The organism is Photobacterium swingsii (genome assembly GCF_024346715.1).
Lineage (GTDB): Bacteria > Pseudomonadota > Gammaproteobacteria > Enterobacterales > Vibrionaceae > Photobacterium > Photobacterium swingsii.
In genome coordinates, this window is the sequence record NZ_AP024852.1 from 548,418 (window position 1) to 565,056 (window position 16,639).

14 protein-coding genes are annotated in these 16,639 nt (G+C 46.4%); 13 read left to right on the forward strand and 1 reads right to left on the reverse strand.

Annotated features, from left to right (window positions below):
- Nucleotides 1-26 precede the first annotated feature (26 nt).
- From rlmD to rpoS, 13 genes are all read left to right on the forward strand, one after another.
- The gene (rlmD, locus tag OCU77_RS02710) at nucleotides 27-1,355 is read left to right on the forward strand and encodes a 23S rRNA (uracil(1939)-C(5))-methyltransferase RlmD (protein ID WP_048900590.1); all 1,329 of its coding nucleotides are present in this window, start codon (nucleotides 27-29) and stop codon (nucleotides 1,353-1,355) included.
- A gap of 52 nt (nucleotides 1,356-1,407) precedes the next feature.
- A complete protein-coding gene (gene relA, locus OCU77_RS02715) occupies nucleotides 1,408-3,642 on the forward strand; it encodes a GTP diphosphokinase (RefSeq protein ID WP_048900591.1) in 2,235 nt (744 codons plus the stop codon).
- 89 nt (nucleotides 3,643-3,731) lie between these two features.
- Complete coding sequence (gene mazG / locus OCU77_RS02720) at nucleotides 3,732-4,544, forward strand: nucleoside triphosphate pyrophosphohydrolase (protein ID WP_048900592.1); 813 nt, start codon at nucleotides 3,732-3,734, stop codon at nucleotides 4,542-4,544.
- A 223-nt stretch (nucleotides 4,545-4,767) separates the two neighbouring features.
- Entirely contained in the window at nucleotides 4,768-6,408 is a 1,641-nt protein-coding gene (pyrG, locus tag OCU77_RS02725) for a glutamine hydrolyzing CTP synthase (RefSeq protein WP_048900593.1), read from the forward strand.
- 80 nt (nucleotides 6,409-6,488) lie between these two features.
- The gene (gene eno, locus OCU77_RS02730; RefSeq protein WP_048900594.1) at nucleotides 6,489-7,790 is read left to right on the forward strand and encodes a phosphopyruvate hydratase; all 1,302 of its coding nucleotides are present in this window, start codon (nucleotides 6,489-6,491) and stop codon (nucleotides 7,788-7,790) included.
- Between the two features lie 237 nt (nucleotides 7,791-8,027).
- Nucleotides 8,028-8,303 (forward strand): cell division protein FtsB, encoded by a 276-nt coding sequence (gene ftsB, locus OCU77_RS02735; protein WP_048900595.1) that lies wholly within the window; start codon nucleotides 8,028-8,030, stop codon nucleotides 8,301-8,303.
- Nucleotides 8,304-8,346: 43 nt separating this feature from the next.
- A complete protein-coding gene (ispD, locus tag OCU77_RS02740; RefSeq protein ID WP_048900596.1) occupies nucleotides 8,347-9,042 on the forward strand; it encodes a 2-C-methyl-D-erythritol 4-phosphate cytidylyltransferase in 696 nt (231 codons plus the stop codon).
- Nucleotides 9,042-9,518 carry a 2-C-methyl-D-erythritol 2,4-cyclodiphosphate synthase gene (ispF, locus tag OCU77_RS02745; protein WP_193391679.1) on the forward strand — a complete coding sequence of 159 codons (477 nt, stop codon included), beginning with the start codon at nucleotides 9,042-9,044 and terminating at the stop codon, nucleotides 9,516-9,518. The genes ispD and ispF overlap by 1 nt, the downstream gene beginning before the upstream one ends.
- A gap of 27 nt (nucleotides 9,519-9,545) precedes the next feature.
- The gene (gene truD, locus OCU77_RS02750) at nucleotides 9,546-10,610 is read left to right on the forward strand and encodes a tRNA pseudouridine(13) synthase TruD (protein ID WP_048900598.1); all 1,065 of its coding nucleotides are present in this window, start codon (nucleotides 9,546-9,548) and stop codon (nucleotides 10,608-10,610) included.
- Entirely contained in the window at nucleotides 10,591-11,340 is a 750-nt protein-coding gene (surE, locus tag OCU77_RS02755; protein WP_048900599.1) for a 5'/3'-nucleotidase SurE, read from the forward strand. The genes truD and surE overlap by 20 nt, the downstream gene beginning before the upstream one ends.
- A gap of 2 nt (nucleotides 11,341-11,342) precedes the next feature.
- The gene (locus tag OCU77_RS02760) at nucleotides 11,343-11,972 is read left to right on the forward strand and encodes a protein-L-isoaspartate(D-aspartate) O-methyltransferase (protein ID WP_048900600.1); all 630 of its coding nucleotides are present in this window, start codon (nucleotides 11,343-11,345) and stop codon (nucleotides 11,970-11,972) included.
- A 3-nt stretch (nucleotides 11,973-11,975) separates the two neighbouring features.
- Nucleotides 11,976-12,902, forward strand: coding sequence for a peptidoglycan DD-metalloendopeptidase family protein (locus OCU77_RS02765; RefSeq protein WP_048900601.1), 927 nt, complete (start codon nucleotides 11,976-11,978; stop codon nucleotides 12,900-12,902).
- Between the two features lie 48 nt (nucleotides 12,903-12,950).
- On the forward strand, nucleotides 12,951-13,943 hold the full coding sequence (gene rpoS / locus OCU77_RS02770) for an RNA polymerase sigma factor RpoS (protein ID WP_048900602.1): 993 nt from the start codon (nucleotides 12,951-12,953) through the stop codon (nucleotides 13,941-13,943).
- A 95-nt stretch (nucleotides 13,944-14,038) separates the two neighbouring features.
- Here the strand turns inward: rpoS and mutS are convergent, their stop codons facing one another.
- The gene (mutS, locus tag OCU77_RS02775) at nucleotides 14,039-16,603 is read right to left on the reverse strand and encodes a DNA mismatch repair protein MutS (protein ID WP_449301156.1); all 2,565 of its coding nucleotides are present in this window, start codon (nucleotides 16,601-16,603) and stop codon (nucleotides 14,039-14,041) included.
- Nucleotides 16,604-16,639: the final 36 nt, after the last annotated feature.

Here is a 16,639-nt window from a genome sequence, read left to right on the forward strand (position 1 = left end):
ATGTCTGAACAGTGAGCGAAACACCTATGGCACGCTTTTTTAAGCCTCAAAAACGAAAAATTACCGACACTAAGCACAAGGAAATCACGATAAGTCGCTTAGACCATGTAGGCGCTGGCGTTGGCCACCTGAATAAAAAACTGGTATTTGTTGACGGTTTATTGCCTGGCGAAAAAGCGGTTGTTCAGTTTACTGAAGACAAAAAACAGTACGCACGTGCGACTGTGATTAAGCGTCTAACCGATAATGCAGAGCGTATTAAACCGCATTGTCCAATCTATGACCAGTGTGGTGGTTGTAACTTACAACATTTATCCCATCCCGCTCAGGTTATTGCTAAACAACAATCGCTAGGGGATCTGATGACAAAGTTCTCTGGTGCGGACTCAGTTCCTCAGCAAGTTGCCCCTATTGTCGCACAAGATATTGAATACCGTCGTTGTGCAAGGTTTGCTGTTAAGCTCAGTGCGAAAGGGCAGTTGGCGTTTGGTTTTCGTAAAAAGCAAAGCAAAGACATCGTTGATGTTGCCCATTGTCCAGTATTGTCGGCATCGCTGAATGAACTTTTACCCGATTTGCGTACTCTGTTAATGGGGCTAAAAGGCCGTAAAAATCTCGGACACATTGAGCTGGTGGAAGCGGATAATGGCCGTGTGGTGTTAATTCGCCATTTAAAACCGTTTTCTGACAGTGATATGGCACAAATTAATGCCTTTGCTGATAAAAATGACATTACGCTATACCTCGCCCCAGAAAGTGATCAATTACACCATGTACGTGGTGATAAGCCTTACTACGGCTTGGATGGGGCTGAGCTGACGTTTTCACCGAAAGATTTTATTCAGGTGAATGCGAGCGTAAACAAGCAAATGGTTGCTCAAGCTGTTGAGTGGCTTGATGTGCAGCCAGACGATAGAGTGCTCGATCTTTTCTGTGGTTTAGGCAATTTTAGTTTACCGCTGGCGAAACGCGCAAAAGCACTGGTAGGTGTTGAAGGTGTCGATGAAATGGTTCATCGTGCTACTTATAATGCAGAAAAAAATGGTATTGATAACGCAACCTTTTACCAAGCTAACTTGGAAGAGGACGTGACTTTGCTATCATGGGCAAAAGAACCCTTTAATAAAATATTACTCGACCCTGCGCGCGCGGGTGCAGCAGGTGTTATGCAGCATGTTATCGCACTGAAACCACAACGCGTGGTGTATGTGTCGTGTAACCCTGCCACGTTGGCGCGTGATAGTCAGGCATTGCTGCAACAAGGTTATCAGTTGGAGCGTCTTGGGATGTTGGACATGTTTCCACATACCGGACACTTAGAATCAATGGCGTTATTTGTAAAAAAAGAACGTTAACCACGTTTGAATCGACTTAAACGCCATAATAAAAGCTAAACAGGACAGAGAAATGGTCGCAGTTCGCGGTGCGCATTTAAAGGAAAACGATACATTTGAGCTTTCAGCATGGGTTGATAGTTTGCAACAAGACGCCAAGATTTCGAAGCGTTTAATCAGCACCTATCAACGGTGTATCGACATTACATCAACGGAAGAATCAGCAACATTATTGTTGTGGCGTGGCCGCGAAATGGTTGAGATCCTCGTGATGCTCAGCATGGATGCCGAAACCTTGGTCGCAGCTTTGCTATGCCCGTTAGTGGAAGCTGGGGTTTACGATTTAGAGCAGGTCAAAGAAGACTACAACACCGCTATCATGCAGTTGGTAGCGGGTGTTGACCAAATGGCCGCGATTCGCCAACTTAACGCCACCACCGAAGGGGCTGCGCAATCAGCGCAAGTGGATAATATCCGCCGCATGCTGTTGTCTATGGTCGACGATTTTCGCTGCGTAGTTATCAAACTGGCTGAGCGTATTTGTAATCTGCGTGAAGTCAAAGATGAGCCCGATGAAGTACGCCGTGCTGCGGCAAAAGAGTGTGCCAATATTTATGCACCATTGGCGAACCGCTTGGGCATTGGTCAGCTGAAGTGGGAAATCGAAGATTACGCTTTCCGCTATAAACACCCAGAAACCTACAAACGCATTGCGAAGCAATTGTCTGAGCGCCGTATTGTGCGTGAGCAGTACATCGAGCACTTTGTCACTGACTTGGCTGACTCAATGAAGAATGCGAGCATCAATGCGGAAGTACAAGGTCGCCCGAAACACATCTATAGTATCTGGCGTAAGATGCAGAAGAAGAATCTCGACTTTGACGAGTTATTCGATGTGCGCGCAGTGCGTATTATTGCTGATCAGCTGCAAGACTGTTATGCCGCGCTAGGCGTAGTGCATACCAAGTATCGTCATCTGCCAAAAGAATTTGACGATTATGTTGCGAATCCGAAACCGAACGGTTATCAATCGATTCATACGGTTGTATTAGGGCCAGAAGGCAAGACAATTGAAATCCAGATCCGTACTAAGCAAATGCATGAAGAGTCGGAACTGGGTGTGGCGGCGCATTGGAAATACAAAGAAGGTGGTGCAGCTGGTGGCGGCAGTAAATCATCATACGATGAGAAAATTGAATGGCTGCGTAAGCTGTTAGTTTGGCAAGAGGAAATGTCAGACTCTGGCGAAATGCTGGATGAACTCCGTAGCCAAGTGTTCGATGATCGTGTGTATGCCTTTACGCCAAAAGGTGATGTGGTTGATTTACCGCTGAACGCGACACCGCTTGATTTTGCTTATCACATTCACTCTGAAGTGGGCCACCGCTGTATTGGTGCAAAAGTCGAAGGGCGCATTGTTCCCTTTACTTATAACCTGCAAATGGGCGATCAAGTCGAAATCATCACCCAGAAAGAACCGAACCCGTCACGCGATTGGTTAAATCCGAATTTAGGCTTTGTTACCTCAAGCCGTGCGCGTGCCAAAGTGCATGCATGGTTCAGGAAGCAAGCACGCGATAAAAACTTGATCGCTGGGCGTGAAATGTTGGACGCTGACTTACATAAGTTAGGTGCAACCATGAAAGACGCCGAGCAGTACGCACTCAAACGCTTTAATGCCAAAAATCTTGATGAGCTGTTTGTTGGTATTGGCAGTGGTGATCTGCGTATCAATCAAGTGGTTAATCACATTAATACCTTGGTGAATAAGCCAACCGCGGAAGAAGAAGACAAGCAACTGCTTGATAAACTGACTGAAGCGAGCGAAAAGAGCAGCACCAGCACGCAAAAACCACAGCGTGATGCCGTAGTGGTGGAAGGGGTAGACAACTTAATGACGCATTTAGCGCGTTGTTGTCAGCCGATCCCGGGTGATGACATCACAGGTTTTGTCACCCAAGGGCGTGGTATTTCGGTCCACCGCAGTGATTGTGAGCAGCTTGATGAGTTGCGCCATCATGCGCCAGAGCGTTTGATCCAAACGGTTTGGGGCGGTGGGTTTGTTGGCAACTACAATATTACCGTGCGTGTTATTGCCTCTGAACGTAACGGTTTGATCAAAGAGTTGACCAATACGTTAGCCAACGAGAAAACCAAAGTCTCGGGCATGAAGAGCCGTATCGACTACAAGAAACAAATGTCGATCATGGATTTTGAGCTTGAGCTAACGGATCTAGAAGTGCTCAGTAAGGTCCTTAAGCGCCTAGAGCAAGTGAAAGATGTTGCTGAAGCTAAGCGCTTGTACTAATTAGATTAATTTGGTCTAGCGTCAGCACTGTATCATCAAATAAATAACGGGAAGCCTCAGTGCTTCCCGTTTTGTTAAGTGAGAGAAACATGGAAAAAATGAACCCTGCAGCAATCGCGCAACTACTTGAAATTATGGCGACGTTACGTGATCCGAACAAAGGTTGCCCGTGGGATATTAAGCAGACGTTTGATTCAATTGTGCCGCACACCATTGAAGAAGCCTATGAAGTGGCGGATGCAATCCATCAGCAAGATTGGCAAGAAGTGAAAGCGGAATTGGGTGATTTGTTATTCCAAGTAGTATTTTACAGCCAAATGGCAAAAGAGCAGGGACTCTTTGATTTTGATGATGTCGTGGCTGGGCTGAATGAAAAGCTGACTCGCCGTCACCCTCATGTTTTTAGTGAAAAAGAATTTGCTAACGATGCTGAAATTAACGCGAACTGGGAAGCAGAGAAAGCCAAAGAGCGTGCGTTAAAAGGTGAAGATACCAGTGTGCTAGCGAATATCCCATTAGCGCTACCTGCACTTAGCCGTGCGGATAAAATTCAGCGTCGCTGTGCCAAGCATGGTTTTGATTGGGATACCCTTGGGCCTGTGGTGGATAAGGTCAAAGAAGAAATTGATGAGGTGCTTGACGAAGTTATCCAAGTTGAACCTGATCAGAGCAAAATTGCCGAAGAAATGGGAGATTTGTTGTTTGCTTCCGTCAATTTAAGTCGCCACCTCAAAGTAAACCCTGAGCAAGCATTGCAGTTAGCAAACAAAAAATTCGAGCGTCGATTTCGCCAAGTGGAAGAAAGTGTGCTAGAACAAGGTCTACGGCTTGAAGAGTGTTCATTGGAAAAACTCGATGGCATTTGGGATCAGGTGAAACAGCGCGAAAAGGCGAATAGTTAATCAAATTATGCGGTTAATGCTGGCTGCTAGAATATGCTTCCAGTGAATACTTTTGTTGTTATTTTACACGAACAGTTTGTGCAACTCGTATAATTGATTTGAAACAAATAATACTCATGATTGCTGTGATAGTTTTCACGTTGTGGCGATAAAAGGTGTCTGGTATCATTGTTCTCCGTCCAGATAGTTTTTATATCCTCTACACCAATCTTCCAGGTTAAATATGACAACGAATTACATTTTTGTTACGGGCGGGGTTGTTTCCTCTCTAGGTAAAGGTATTGCTGCTGCATCTCTAGCGGCTATTCTAGAAGCACGTGGTCTTAAAGTGACTATGATGAAGCTAGACCCTTACATCAACGTTGACCCAGGCACAATGAGCCCAATTCAACACGGTGAGGTATTCGTTACGGAAGACGGTGCAGAGACCGACCTTGACCTTGGTCACTACGAACGTTTCATTCGTACCAAAATGACCAAGCGTAATAACTTTACAGCGGGTCGCGTGTACGCGGACGTACTTCGTAAAGAGCGCCGTGGTGATTACCTAGGTGCAACGATTCAGGTTATCCCACACATTACTAACGCGATCAAAGAGCGCGTTATTGCAGGTGCAGAAGGCCACGATGTGGCTATCGTAGAAGTGGGTGGTACTGTTGGTGATATCGAATCACTACCATTCATGGAAGCGATTCGTCAGTTAGCGGTAGAACAAGGTCGCGAGAACACTATGTTCATGCACCTGACACTTGTTCCTTACCTTGCAGCTGCAGGCGAAGTGAAAACTAAGCCAACTCAGCACTCTGTAAAAGAACTACTTTCTATCGGTATTCAGCCTGACATCCTAGTATGTCGTTCTGACCGTATGATCCCAGCGAATGAGCGTGCAAAGATTGCACTTTTCTGTAACGTTCAAGAAAAAGCTGTTATCTCAATGAAAGACGTAGATTCAATCTACAAGATCCCACAACTGATCAAAGCTCAAGGTTTGGATGACCTAGTTTGTCAGCGTTTCGGCATCACAGCGCCAGAAGCTGATCTGTCTGAGTGGGAACAAGTAATCTACGAAGAAGCAAACCCTACTGATGAAGTAGTTATCGGTATGGTTGGTAAGTACATCGAACTACCTGATGCTTACAAATCAGTAAACGAAGCATTAAAACACGCTGGTCTTAAGAACCGTCTATCTGTGAAAATCAAATATGTTGATTCACAAGACGTTGAGTCTAAAGGCACAGAAGTACTAGAGGGTCTGGACGCAATCCTAGTACCAGGTGGTTTCGGCGGTCGTGGTGTTGAAGGTAAAATCCGTACAGCACAATACGCTCGTGAAAACAAAATTCCATACTTAGGCATCTGTCTGGGTATGCAAGTGGCACTGATTGAATTCGCACGTAATGTTGCGGGTCTGGCGGATGCGCACTCAACGGAATTTAACGAAGAAACTAAAAACCCAGTTGTTGGTCTAATCACTGAATGGGTTGATGGTGAAGGTAACGTTGAAGAGCGTACTGAAAAATCAGACCTAGGTGGCACAATGCGCCTTGGTTCTCAGCTATGTCATCTAGCGGACGGTTCAAAAGCACGTGAGCTATACAACAGCCCAACAGTGCACGAACGTCACCGTCACCGCTACGAAGTAAACAACAACCTACTTCCTAAACTAGAGAAAGCAGGTTTGAAAGTTTCTGGTCTGTCTGCAGATAAGAAACTGGTGGAAATCATTGAAATCCCGAACCACCCATGGTTCGTGGCTGCTCAATTCCACCCTGAGTTCACCTCAACGCCTCGCGATGGTCACCCACTATTCGAAGGCTTTGTAAAAGCGGCAGGTTCAAACCTACGTGGTGAGCTTAATAAGTAAGGATTACTGGTAGCAGTAGCGGGGGATGCTACTGCTATTTTTTAGCTTTTTATTTTGAAGATAAAGCAAGAGGAAACATAATGTCTAAGATCGTTAAAGTTCTAGGTCGTGAAATCATCGATTCACGCGGTAACCCAACTGTTGAAGCTGAAGTACACCTAGAAGGCGGTTTCGTTGGTATGGCGGCAGCTCCATCTGGCGCATCTACTGGTTCTCGCGAAGCTCTTGAGCTACGTGACGGTGACAAAGCACGTTTCCTAGGTAAAGGTGTTCTTAAAGCAGTTGAAGCTGTAAACGGCCCAATCGCTGAAGCACTAGTTGGCAAAGATGCGAAAGCACAAGCTGACATCGACCAAATCATGATCGACCTAGACGGCACTGAGAACAAATCTCTATTCGGTGCTAACGCTATCCTTGCTGTTTCTCTAGCGAACGCTAAAGCTGCTGCAGCGGCTAAAGGCATGCCTCTTTACGAGCACATCGCTGAGCTAAACGGTACTGCTGGTCAATTCTCTATGCCTCTACCTATGATGAACATCATCAACGGTGGTGAGCACGCTGATAACAACGTTGACATCCAAGAGTTCATGATCCAACCAGTTGGCGCTAAAACTCTTAAAGAAGGTCTACGCATCGGTGCTGAAGTATTCCACAACCTAGCTAAAGTTCTTAAGTCTAAAGGCTACAGCACTGCAGTTGGTGACGAAGGTGGTTTCGCTCCTAACCTTAAATCTAACGCTGAAGCTCTAGAAGTTATCGCAGAAGCTGTTGCTGCTGCTGGTTACGAGCTAGGTAAAGACGTTACTCTTGCTATGGACTGTGCTGCATCTGAGTTCTTCGACAAAGAAGCTGGCATCTACAACATGAAAGGCGAAGGTAAGACTTTCTCTTCTGAAGAGTTCAACCACTACCTAGCTGAACTAGCTAACAAATTCCCTATCGTTTCTATCGAAGATGGTCTTGACGAGTCAGATTGGGCTGGTTTCAAACACCAAACTGAACTACTAGGTGACAAGCTTCAACTAGTAGGTGATGACCTATTCGTTACTAACACTAAGATTCTTGCTGAAGGTATCGAGAAAGGCGTAGCTAACTCTATCCTTATCAAGTTCAACCAAATCGGTTCTCTAACTGAGACTCTAGCTGCAATCAAGATGGCTAAAGATGCAGGTTACACAGCAGTAATCTCTCACCGTTCTGGCGAAACTGAAGATGCAACTATCGCTGATCTAGCGGTAGGTACAGCTGCAGGTCAAATCAAAACTGGTTCTATGAGCCGTTCTGACCGTGTTGCTAAGTACAACCAACTTATCCGTATCGAAGAAGCTCTAGGTGCTAAAGCTCCTTTCAACGGTCTTAAAGAAGTTAAAGGTCAAGCTTAATTATTAAGCCTTGATTATGGGTAGGTAACTATCCCATGACTTTATGAAGCCGCCTCAACAGAGGCGGCTTTTTTTATGCTTAAATAAAAAAGACATGCGCCCGAACGCTAGTCAGAAATCGCGTATTGTGGGATGATTGCCGAGCGTGTTGAAGGCGTCTTATTTGCCGAGTTTATGATGATTTGCATTTGAGCTCGGCAAATAGGTATGAATAACAAAAAATAGAGTGGGATTTCCATGCGTTTGTTAACTGTACTGATGCTATCGGTGCTGTGCTGGCTACAATATGAGTTCTGGCTCGGAAAAAACGGCATGATGGAATATTTGCAGGTTAAAGATAACGTTGAAATTCAGCGCCATGCGAATGCCGACGTGGCACAACGTAATCAGCAAATGTATGTCGAAATCTATGATCTTCACCGTGGTCTCGAAGCGGTAGAAGAACGTGCAAGAAATGAACTTGGCATGATAAAGCCGGACGAAACCTTTTTCCGGATTGTGGGTGATAATTAACTATCTATCACTGTATTGCCACTATGAATAGCGAACCTCTAACATGACCCAACAACTGACTGCTGTCGTACCAGCGGCAGGGGTAGGTAGCCGCATGGCTGCTGACCGACCTAAGCAATATTTATCCATTGCAGGAAAAACAATTTTAGAACACACCATCGACCGCTTGTTGAGTCATCCATCGATTCAGCATGTTGTTATCGCGATCAGTCCATCAGATCCTTATTTTGCTGATCTTCCGCTAGGACAAGATCCGCGTATTACGGTTGTCGATGGCGGCGCTGAGCGCGCTGATTCGGTGTTTGCTGGCTTAGCCCAAGTACCGAGTGATAGTTGGGTATTAGTGCATGATGCCGCCCGACCATGTTTACGCCACGATGATCTGCAAAATTTGATTTCTGCTGCTATGCAAAGCGAGTGTGGTGCCATTCTAGCAGCGCCTGTGCGTGATACCATGAAGCGCGGTAACGGCAGTCAAGGGATCGCGAGTACAGTTGATCGTAGTGATTTATGGCACGCGTTAACGCCGCAAATGTTTAAAGCGGGTGAGTTACGTGAAGCCTTACAAACAGCATTGCGTGAAGGGGCGACAGTGACAGATGAAGCCTCAGCATTGGAACACTGTGGCAAAACGCCGCGTCTAGTGAAAGGGCGCGCAGATAATATAAAAGTAACCCAGCCTGAAGATTTGGCGCTGGCAGAATTTTACTTGCAGCTATTGGTAAAGGAACAAGCATGATGCGAATTGGACACGGTTTTGATGTGCACAAATTTGGTGGCGAAGGCCCAGTCATTATTGGTGGGGTCGCGGTACCTTATGAGCAAGGGTTAATTGCTCACTCTGATGGTGATGTTGCGCTGCACGCTGTTTGCGATGCTTTACTAGGTGCGATTGGTGCTGGCGATATTGGCCGTCATTTCCCTGATACTGATGCTGAGTGGAAAGGCGCAGACAGTCGTTTCCTCCTGCGAGACGTTTACCATAAAGTAAAAGCTAAAGGTTACCGCTTAGGTAACCTAGATGTCACCATCATTGCGCAAGCGCCTAAAATGGCACCGTATATTGATGACATGTGCAAAACGATTGCTGAAGATTTAGAAACAACGATCGATAATATTAATGTTAAAGCAACTACCTCTGAGCGTTTAGGATTTACTGGACGTAAAGAAGGTATCGCATGCGAAGCAGTTGTTTTAATTCACAAGGCTAACTAAGCAGTAGCCGACTATAACGGTGTGATTATGTCTGATGTAATGGACAACTTTTTATGGCTTAACGGTAAGCCGACCTCACAAGGCTACATTAAAGTATTGCCTGAGCATTTTGTTGTAAAAGAAAACCTTGGTTTCTCTTTCGCCGGTCATGGCGAGCATTTTGTGGTGAAAATCCATAAAGTGGGTGAGAACACAAAGTATGTTGTGAACGAGTTAGCAAAAGCATGTGGGGTGAAATCACGCGATGTGAGCTGGGCGGGTTTGAAAGACCGTCATGCTGTGACTGAGCAGTGGTTAAGTGTTCATTTACCTGGTAAGACCGACCCGGATCTGTCTCAGTTTGAAGCTGAGCACCCAGGAATTAAAGTACTAGAAACCGCGCGTCATGATAAAAAATTACGCCCGGGCGATTTAGTTGGTAACTGGTTTGAATTGCGTCTGACCGATATTGATGCGCCAGCAGCCGTTATTGAACGCTTAGAAAAAGTGCAGCAGCACGGCGTGCCGAATTACTTCGGTGAGCAACGTTTTGGTCGTGGTGGTAATAACGTGGTTAAGGCGCGCGCTTGGGGCAACGACGAGTTTCGTGTCCGTGATAAAAGCAAGCGCAGCTTTTACTTATCAGCGGCGCGTTCATGGTTATTTAATATGGTGCTATCCGCGCGTATTGAACAACAAAACGTGCACACTGTTATCTTAGGTGATTGTTTACAAGCGCCAGGGCGTCATGACAGTGAGTTAGTCGAAACACTTGATGCAGATTGGCTGCGTAAAGTCGATGCCGGTGAACTGGCGATCACAGCGCCTATGGTGGGAGACAATGCCTTACCAACCAGTGCAGATGCGGAAGCGTTGGAATTAGCCGTGATCGATGCCGAGCCCGCTTTGCTGAAGTTGATCCGTGATAACCGTATGCGTCACGAGCGCCGTCCGCTTTTACTGAAGCCAGAGCAACTGACATGGCAGCAAGAAGATAACGACATTGTTGTTTCTTTTGCTTTGCCAGCGGGGTGCTTTGCAACGGCAGTAGTGCGTGAATTGATGACAGTACGAGAGTTAGAAGGCGAACACTATGCGAATTCTGATCAGTAACGATGATGGCATTTTTGCTGAAGGAATAAACACCCTAGCCACAGCATTAGCTGAGTTAGGGGAGGTGGTCGTGGTTGCCCCTGATCGTAACCGTTCGGGGGCCTCAAATTCACTGACGTTAGATATTCCGTTACGCATTCGTGAAGAAGGCCAAGGGCGCATATCGGTTGAGGGAACCCCAACTGATTGCGTGCACTTTGCGCTAAATGAATGGTTAGATTACCGTCCTGATTTAGTGGTGGCGGGAATCAATCACGGTGCTAACTTGGGCGATGATGTGCTGTATTCAGGTACAGTTGCGGCTGCTACTGAAGGACACTTTCTTGGTGTGCCTGCGATTGCGGTTTCATTAGTGGGTAAAACACACTTTGCTACCGCAGCCCAAGTCGTGAAGGAAGTGATTGAAAATATGCAATCATCACCTTTACCAACCAATAAGATCCTAAATATTAACGTGCCTGACCGCCCTTATGCAGAACTTCAATCTTGGCAGGTTACGCGTTTAGGTGCTCGTCATCGTGCAGAAGACATGGTGAAAGAAACTGACCCTCGTGGCAAAACAGTCTATTGGCTTGGTCCTCCAGGTGCTTGCCAAGATGCAGGGCCGGGAACCGATTTTTACGCAATAGAACAAGGTGCTGTGTCGATCACACCACTACAAGTCGATTTAACCGCGCATGATGCTATTGCAGGCATGAAGCAGTGGATGCAAGATGTGGAGATTAATTAAGGATGCGCCATGTGAGAGAGCGGCATAACCTGATGACATTTTTGAAGCAGCAAGGTATCACCAATGAGAGTGTACTGGCTGCAATTGAAAATGTACCAAGGGAGCTGTTTGTCGATGAAGCCTTTTCTCATAAAGCTTATGAAAATAATGCCTTGCCAATTGGTAGTGGTCAGACTATTTCGCAGCCTTACATCGTTGCGAAAATGACTCAGTTGCTGGCGTTGACGCCTGATTCTAAAGTGCTCGAAATTGGTACTGGGTCTGGTTATCAAACGGCGATTTTGGCACATTTGGTGAACCATGTGTGTTCGGTTGAGCGAATTAAAGCGCTTCAATGGCAAGCAAAACGTCGCTTTAAAAAGCTCGAGCTCCATAATATTTCAACAAAACATGGTGATGGTTGGCAAGGTTGGCATAATAAAGGGCCATTTGATGCCATTATTGTTACAGCTGCGGCTGAAACATTACCGGTTGAATTGTTGACGCAGCTAACCAATGGTGGTCGCTTAATTATCCCTGTTGGTGAGCATCAACAAATATTAAAGCAAGTGACGCGGCAGGATGATGAGTTTGTGTATCAAGATATTGAAGTTGTCCGTTTTGTGCCGCTAGTGGCTGGAGAGTTAGCGTAAAGCATGGGTAAAGGTGTGTTAGGGAAGCACTATTGGCGGGTATCTGTGGTAGCAAGTAGTTTGCTGCTGCTGTCTGCTTGTAGCTCGCATCCGCCTGCACCTGTCTCTAGCGTGAACAGTAAATATGGTAATGTGGAGCGTGGCAGCTTCCGTGGTAGTTATTACCAAGTAAAAAAAGGCGATACCTTATATTTTATCGCTTATGTGACTGGCCGCGACGTTAAAGAAATCATTGCCCATAACCGTTTGTCTGCGCCTTATACTATTTATCCCGGTCAAACACTCCAGCTGTGGAAACCTAAGTATAAGGCGCCTTCTTATGGCCATGCTGCTCCTGTAGTCGTTGCCAAAACGCCTTCGAAATCAACATCAACCAAGGCAAAACCAGCGCCTAAGCCGAAGCCAAAACCTAAGTCTACCGCCCCAGCGAAGAAGACTCAGGCACCGGTTGCACAAAAAACCGCCAATAAAAAAGTTGATCAAGGTCGCACAAAGGAGTACTCTCAAAACACCAAAAGTAACAAAGTTGTTACAAAAAATGCAAGTTCCACTAACAAGGTTGACCGTTGGATTTGGCCAACACAAGGGCGACTTATTGCTGGTTTCTCTAACTCAGAGAACGGTAACAAAGGGCTAGATATTGCAGGTCAACGTGGACAAGCGGTAAAAGCATCGGCGGCTGGCCATGTGGTATACGCAGGTAATGCATTAAGAGGTTATGGCAATTTAGTAATCATCAAACACAGTGATGATTACCTCAGTGCCTACGCTCACAACGATAAGTTACTGGTGAAAGAGAAACAGACAGTCAAAGCAGGTCAGAAAATAGCTTCAATGGGAAGCTCTGGCGCTAAGAGTGTTCGTTTACACTTTGAGATCCGTTACAAAGGTAAGTCAGTCAATCCGATGCGCTACTTACCGAAACAATAGACAAGCTGAAGTTGTAATGTCTTGCTAACTCGCCATCTGGGAGGCGCTATGAGTAGAAGCAGCACAGCAAAAAACATCGAAACTTTTGATTTTGATGAAGACATGGAAACAGAGAATACCAGCGTAACAGAAAAGGCGGAGGTTGCTGAGACAGAAGCCGATGATGTCGAAATTTCTCGTTACGGTACCACGCAAAAAGCACTTGATGCGACCCAACTTTACCTTGGAGAAATTGGTTTCTCCCCCCTCCTTACCGCAGAAGAAGAAGTGCTCTACGCCCGCCGTGCCTTACGTGGTGATGATGTTGCCCGTAAACGTATGATTGAAAGTAACCTCCGTTTAGTGGTCAAAATATCCCGTCGTTATAGTAACCGAGGACTTGCTCTGCTTGATCTCGTCGAAGAAGGCAATCTAGGGTTGATCCGTGCGGTCGAGAAGTTTGATCCTGAGCGCGGTTTTCGTTTTTCAACCTACGCAACCTGGTGGATCCGTCAAACCATTGAACGGGCAATCATGAATCAGACCCGAACGATCCGTTTGCCGATTCATGTGGTGAAAGAGCTGAATGTCTATTTACGTACTGCACGTGAATTAGCTCAAAAACTGGATCACGAACCTACGGCTGAAGATATTGCGCTGAAGCTTGAAAAACCCGTTGATGACGTCAATCGCATGTTGCGCCTGAATGAGCGGGTTGGCTCAGTGGATAACCCGATTGGTGGGGATTCCGAGAAGGCGTTGCTTGATATTATTCCAGATGAAAAGAACGGTGGGCCAGAAACCTCGACGCAAGATGATGACATCAAGCATTCGATAGTGGCTTGGCTACAAGAACTCAACCCTAAGCAGCGAGAAGTACTGGCTCGTCGTTTTGGCTTGTTAGGGTATGAGGCTTCAACCCTTGAAGATGTCGGCCGTGAAATTGGTTTAACGCGTGAGCGCGTGCGTCAAATACAAGTTGAAGGGCTTCGCCGTTTACGTGATATGTTGACCCATCAGGGGTTAAGTATTGAATCCTTGTTTAACCAAGATATGTTGTAGCCAATATAACGACTTCAAAGAAAAAGAGGACGCATTAGGCGTCCTCTTTGTGTTTGAGTGCGGTGCTTCGAAACACCGCTAGATGACGAATATTATTACAACAGTGCTTTGAGGCGATACAGCTCGTCCAATGCCTGACGTGGTGTCATCTCATCAGGGTTTACATTCGCTAATGCTTCTTCAACGTCACTTGGCTCGGGAATAAGCGTAAGTTGGTTTTCTTCTTTGGGTACACCGCCCGTTGGTTTGATGGCTTGTTGGTGGCCACTGGCTTCCAGTTGTTGAAGTTTGGTTTTGGCACGCTTAATCACAGCTTTAGGCACTCCCGCTAAACTGGCAACCGCCAAACCGTAAGACTTGCTGGCTGCCCCTTCTTGTACTGCATGCATAAAGGCAATGTCATCACCGTGCTCAACCGCATCTAAGTGAACATTGGCTAATCCATCCATCAATGATGGTAGCTCGGTTAATTCAAAGTAATGGGTCGCAAACAGTGTCATGGCTGCAATTTTCTCCGCTAACCATTCGGCACTCGCCCATGCCAGTGAAAGGCCGTCATATGTGCTGGTACCACGACCAATTTCATCCATCAAGACTAAGCTGTTCTTTGTTGCGTTGTGCAAAATGTTGGCGGTTTCTGTCATTTCAACCATGAAGGTGGAACGGCCAGAAGCCAGGTCATCGGATGCACCAATACGAGTAAAAATGCGATCGAGAGGGCCTATGGTCAGTGCTTCTGCAGGTACAAAAGAGCCCACGTGTGCCATCAGTGCAATTAAGGCTGTTTGGCGCATATAAGTCGATTTACCACCCATGTTCGGGCCAGTAACGATCAGCATACGGCGATCGTGGTGTAGTGAGATCGGGTTAGCGATGAAGGGTTCGCTCAACACTTGTTCAACCACAGGGTGGCGTCCAGCAGTGATCTCAATGCCGGTTTTCTCTGTCAACTCAGGACGGCAGTAGTTTAGGGTGTCTGCGCGTTCTGCTAAGTTTGCCAGTACATCGAGTTCCGATAGGGCATTAGCGATCAATTGCAGCTGCTCTAAGTGTGGTAGCAATAAATCAAACAGCTCTTCCCACAGTTTTTTCTCTAAGGCTAACGCTTTAGATTTTGAGTGCAGCACTTTATCTTCGTGCTCTTTTAGCTCCGGAATAATGTAGCGCTCAGCATTTTTAAGTGTTTGGCGACGGACATAGTGCGCAGGTACTAGATGACTTTGCCCACGGCTTACCTGGATAAAGAAGCCATGCACTTGGTTAAAGCCGACTTTCAAGCTATCGATATCGTGATGTTCACGTTCACGCTGTTCTAACTCATCAAGGTAGCGTGTTGCGCCATCAGCCAGATCACGCCATTCGTCTAATTCAGCACTGTAGCCTTCAGCTAATACGCCGCCGTCACGGATCACTACCGGTGGGTTTTCTTTGACTGCACGTTCAAGCAGTTCGCAAATCTCATCCATAGGTGCGGCATGTTGTGCCAGCTCTTTGACCCGAACTTGGTCGGTATCAGATAAAATGTCGCTAAGCTCAGGCAAGTGCTGTAGAGCCGTTCGCATACGGGCTAAATCACGTGGACGTGCAGAGCGTAACGCTAGACGTGCCAAAATACGCTCAAGGTCGCCCATATTACGTAGGTTGCTAGCCACATCCATGAACAGACCTGAGTCTTTAAAAGCCGCAATGGCATCAAGGCGACCATTTAATTGCTGACGATCACGAATCGGCTGGTGTAACCAACGTTTCAGTAAACGGCTACCCATAGGCGTCGCGGTATGATCCAGTACCGAGGCCAGCGTATTATCAAAGCCGCCCGCAAGGTTTTGAGTCAGCTCTAAGTTACGGCGAGTCGCGGCATCAAGAATCACAGCATGATCTTTACGATCTAATGTGATCGCACGAATGTGCGGTAGCGCGGTGCGCTGGGTATCTTTAACATATTGCAGCAAACAGCCAGCCGCACATAAACCGTGCTCAGAGTTTTCAACACCAAAGCCGACTAAGTCACGGGTGCCAAATTGTAGCGTGAGCTGCTGGCGAGCCGTTTCAATGTCAAACTCCCACAGTGGACGACGGCGAGTACCTTTGAGGTGCTCAATGATGTGCGAGTGGCTAAAATCTTCAGAATATAGTAGTTCTGCAGGGCTGGTGCGTTGTAGCTCAGCCTGCATGGCTTCTTCTGTCTCTGGCTCCGACAACATAAAGCGGCCAGATGTAATATCGAGCGTGGCGTAACCAAAGCGGTTACCCGAATGGAAGATAGCGGCGATTAAGTTATCGTGGCGTTCATTCAGTAGTGCTTCATCACTGACCGTACCCGGTGTCACAATGCGAACCACTTGACGCTCAACAGGGCCTTTGCTCGTTGCTGGATCGCCAATTTGTTCACAAATAGCAACAGAGACACCTTGTTGAACCAGCTTTGCTAAATAGCCTTCGACTGCGTGGTATGGCACGCCAGCCATAGGGATAGGTTCACCGTTTGATGAGCCACGTTTCGTCAGGGAAATATCTAACAGTTGAGATGCATTTTTGGCATCCTCAAAAAAGAGTTCGTAGAAATCTCCCATCCGATAAAACAACAACACATCAGGGTTTTCAGCCTTGATTCTTAAAAACTGTTGCATCATTGGGGTATGCTTTTCTAAACCTTTCACTGTCACGATATTGCCTACTTAGTTCGTTCTGAGATG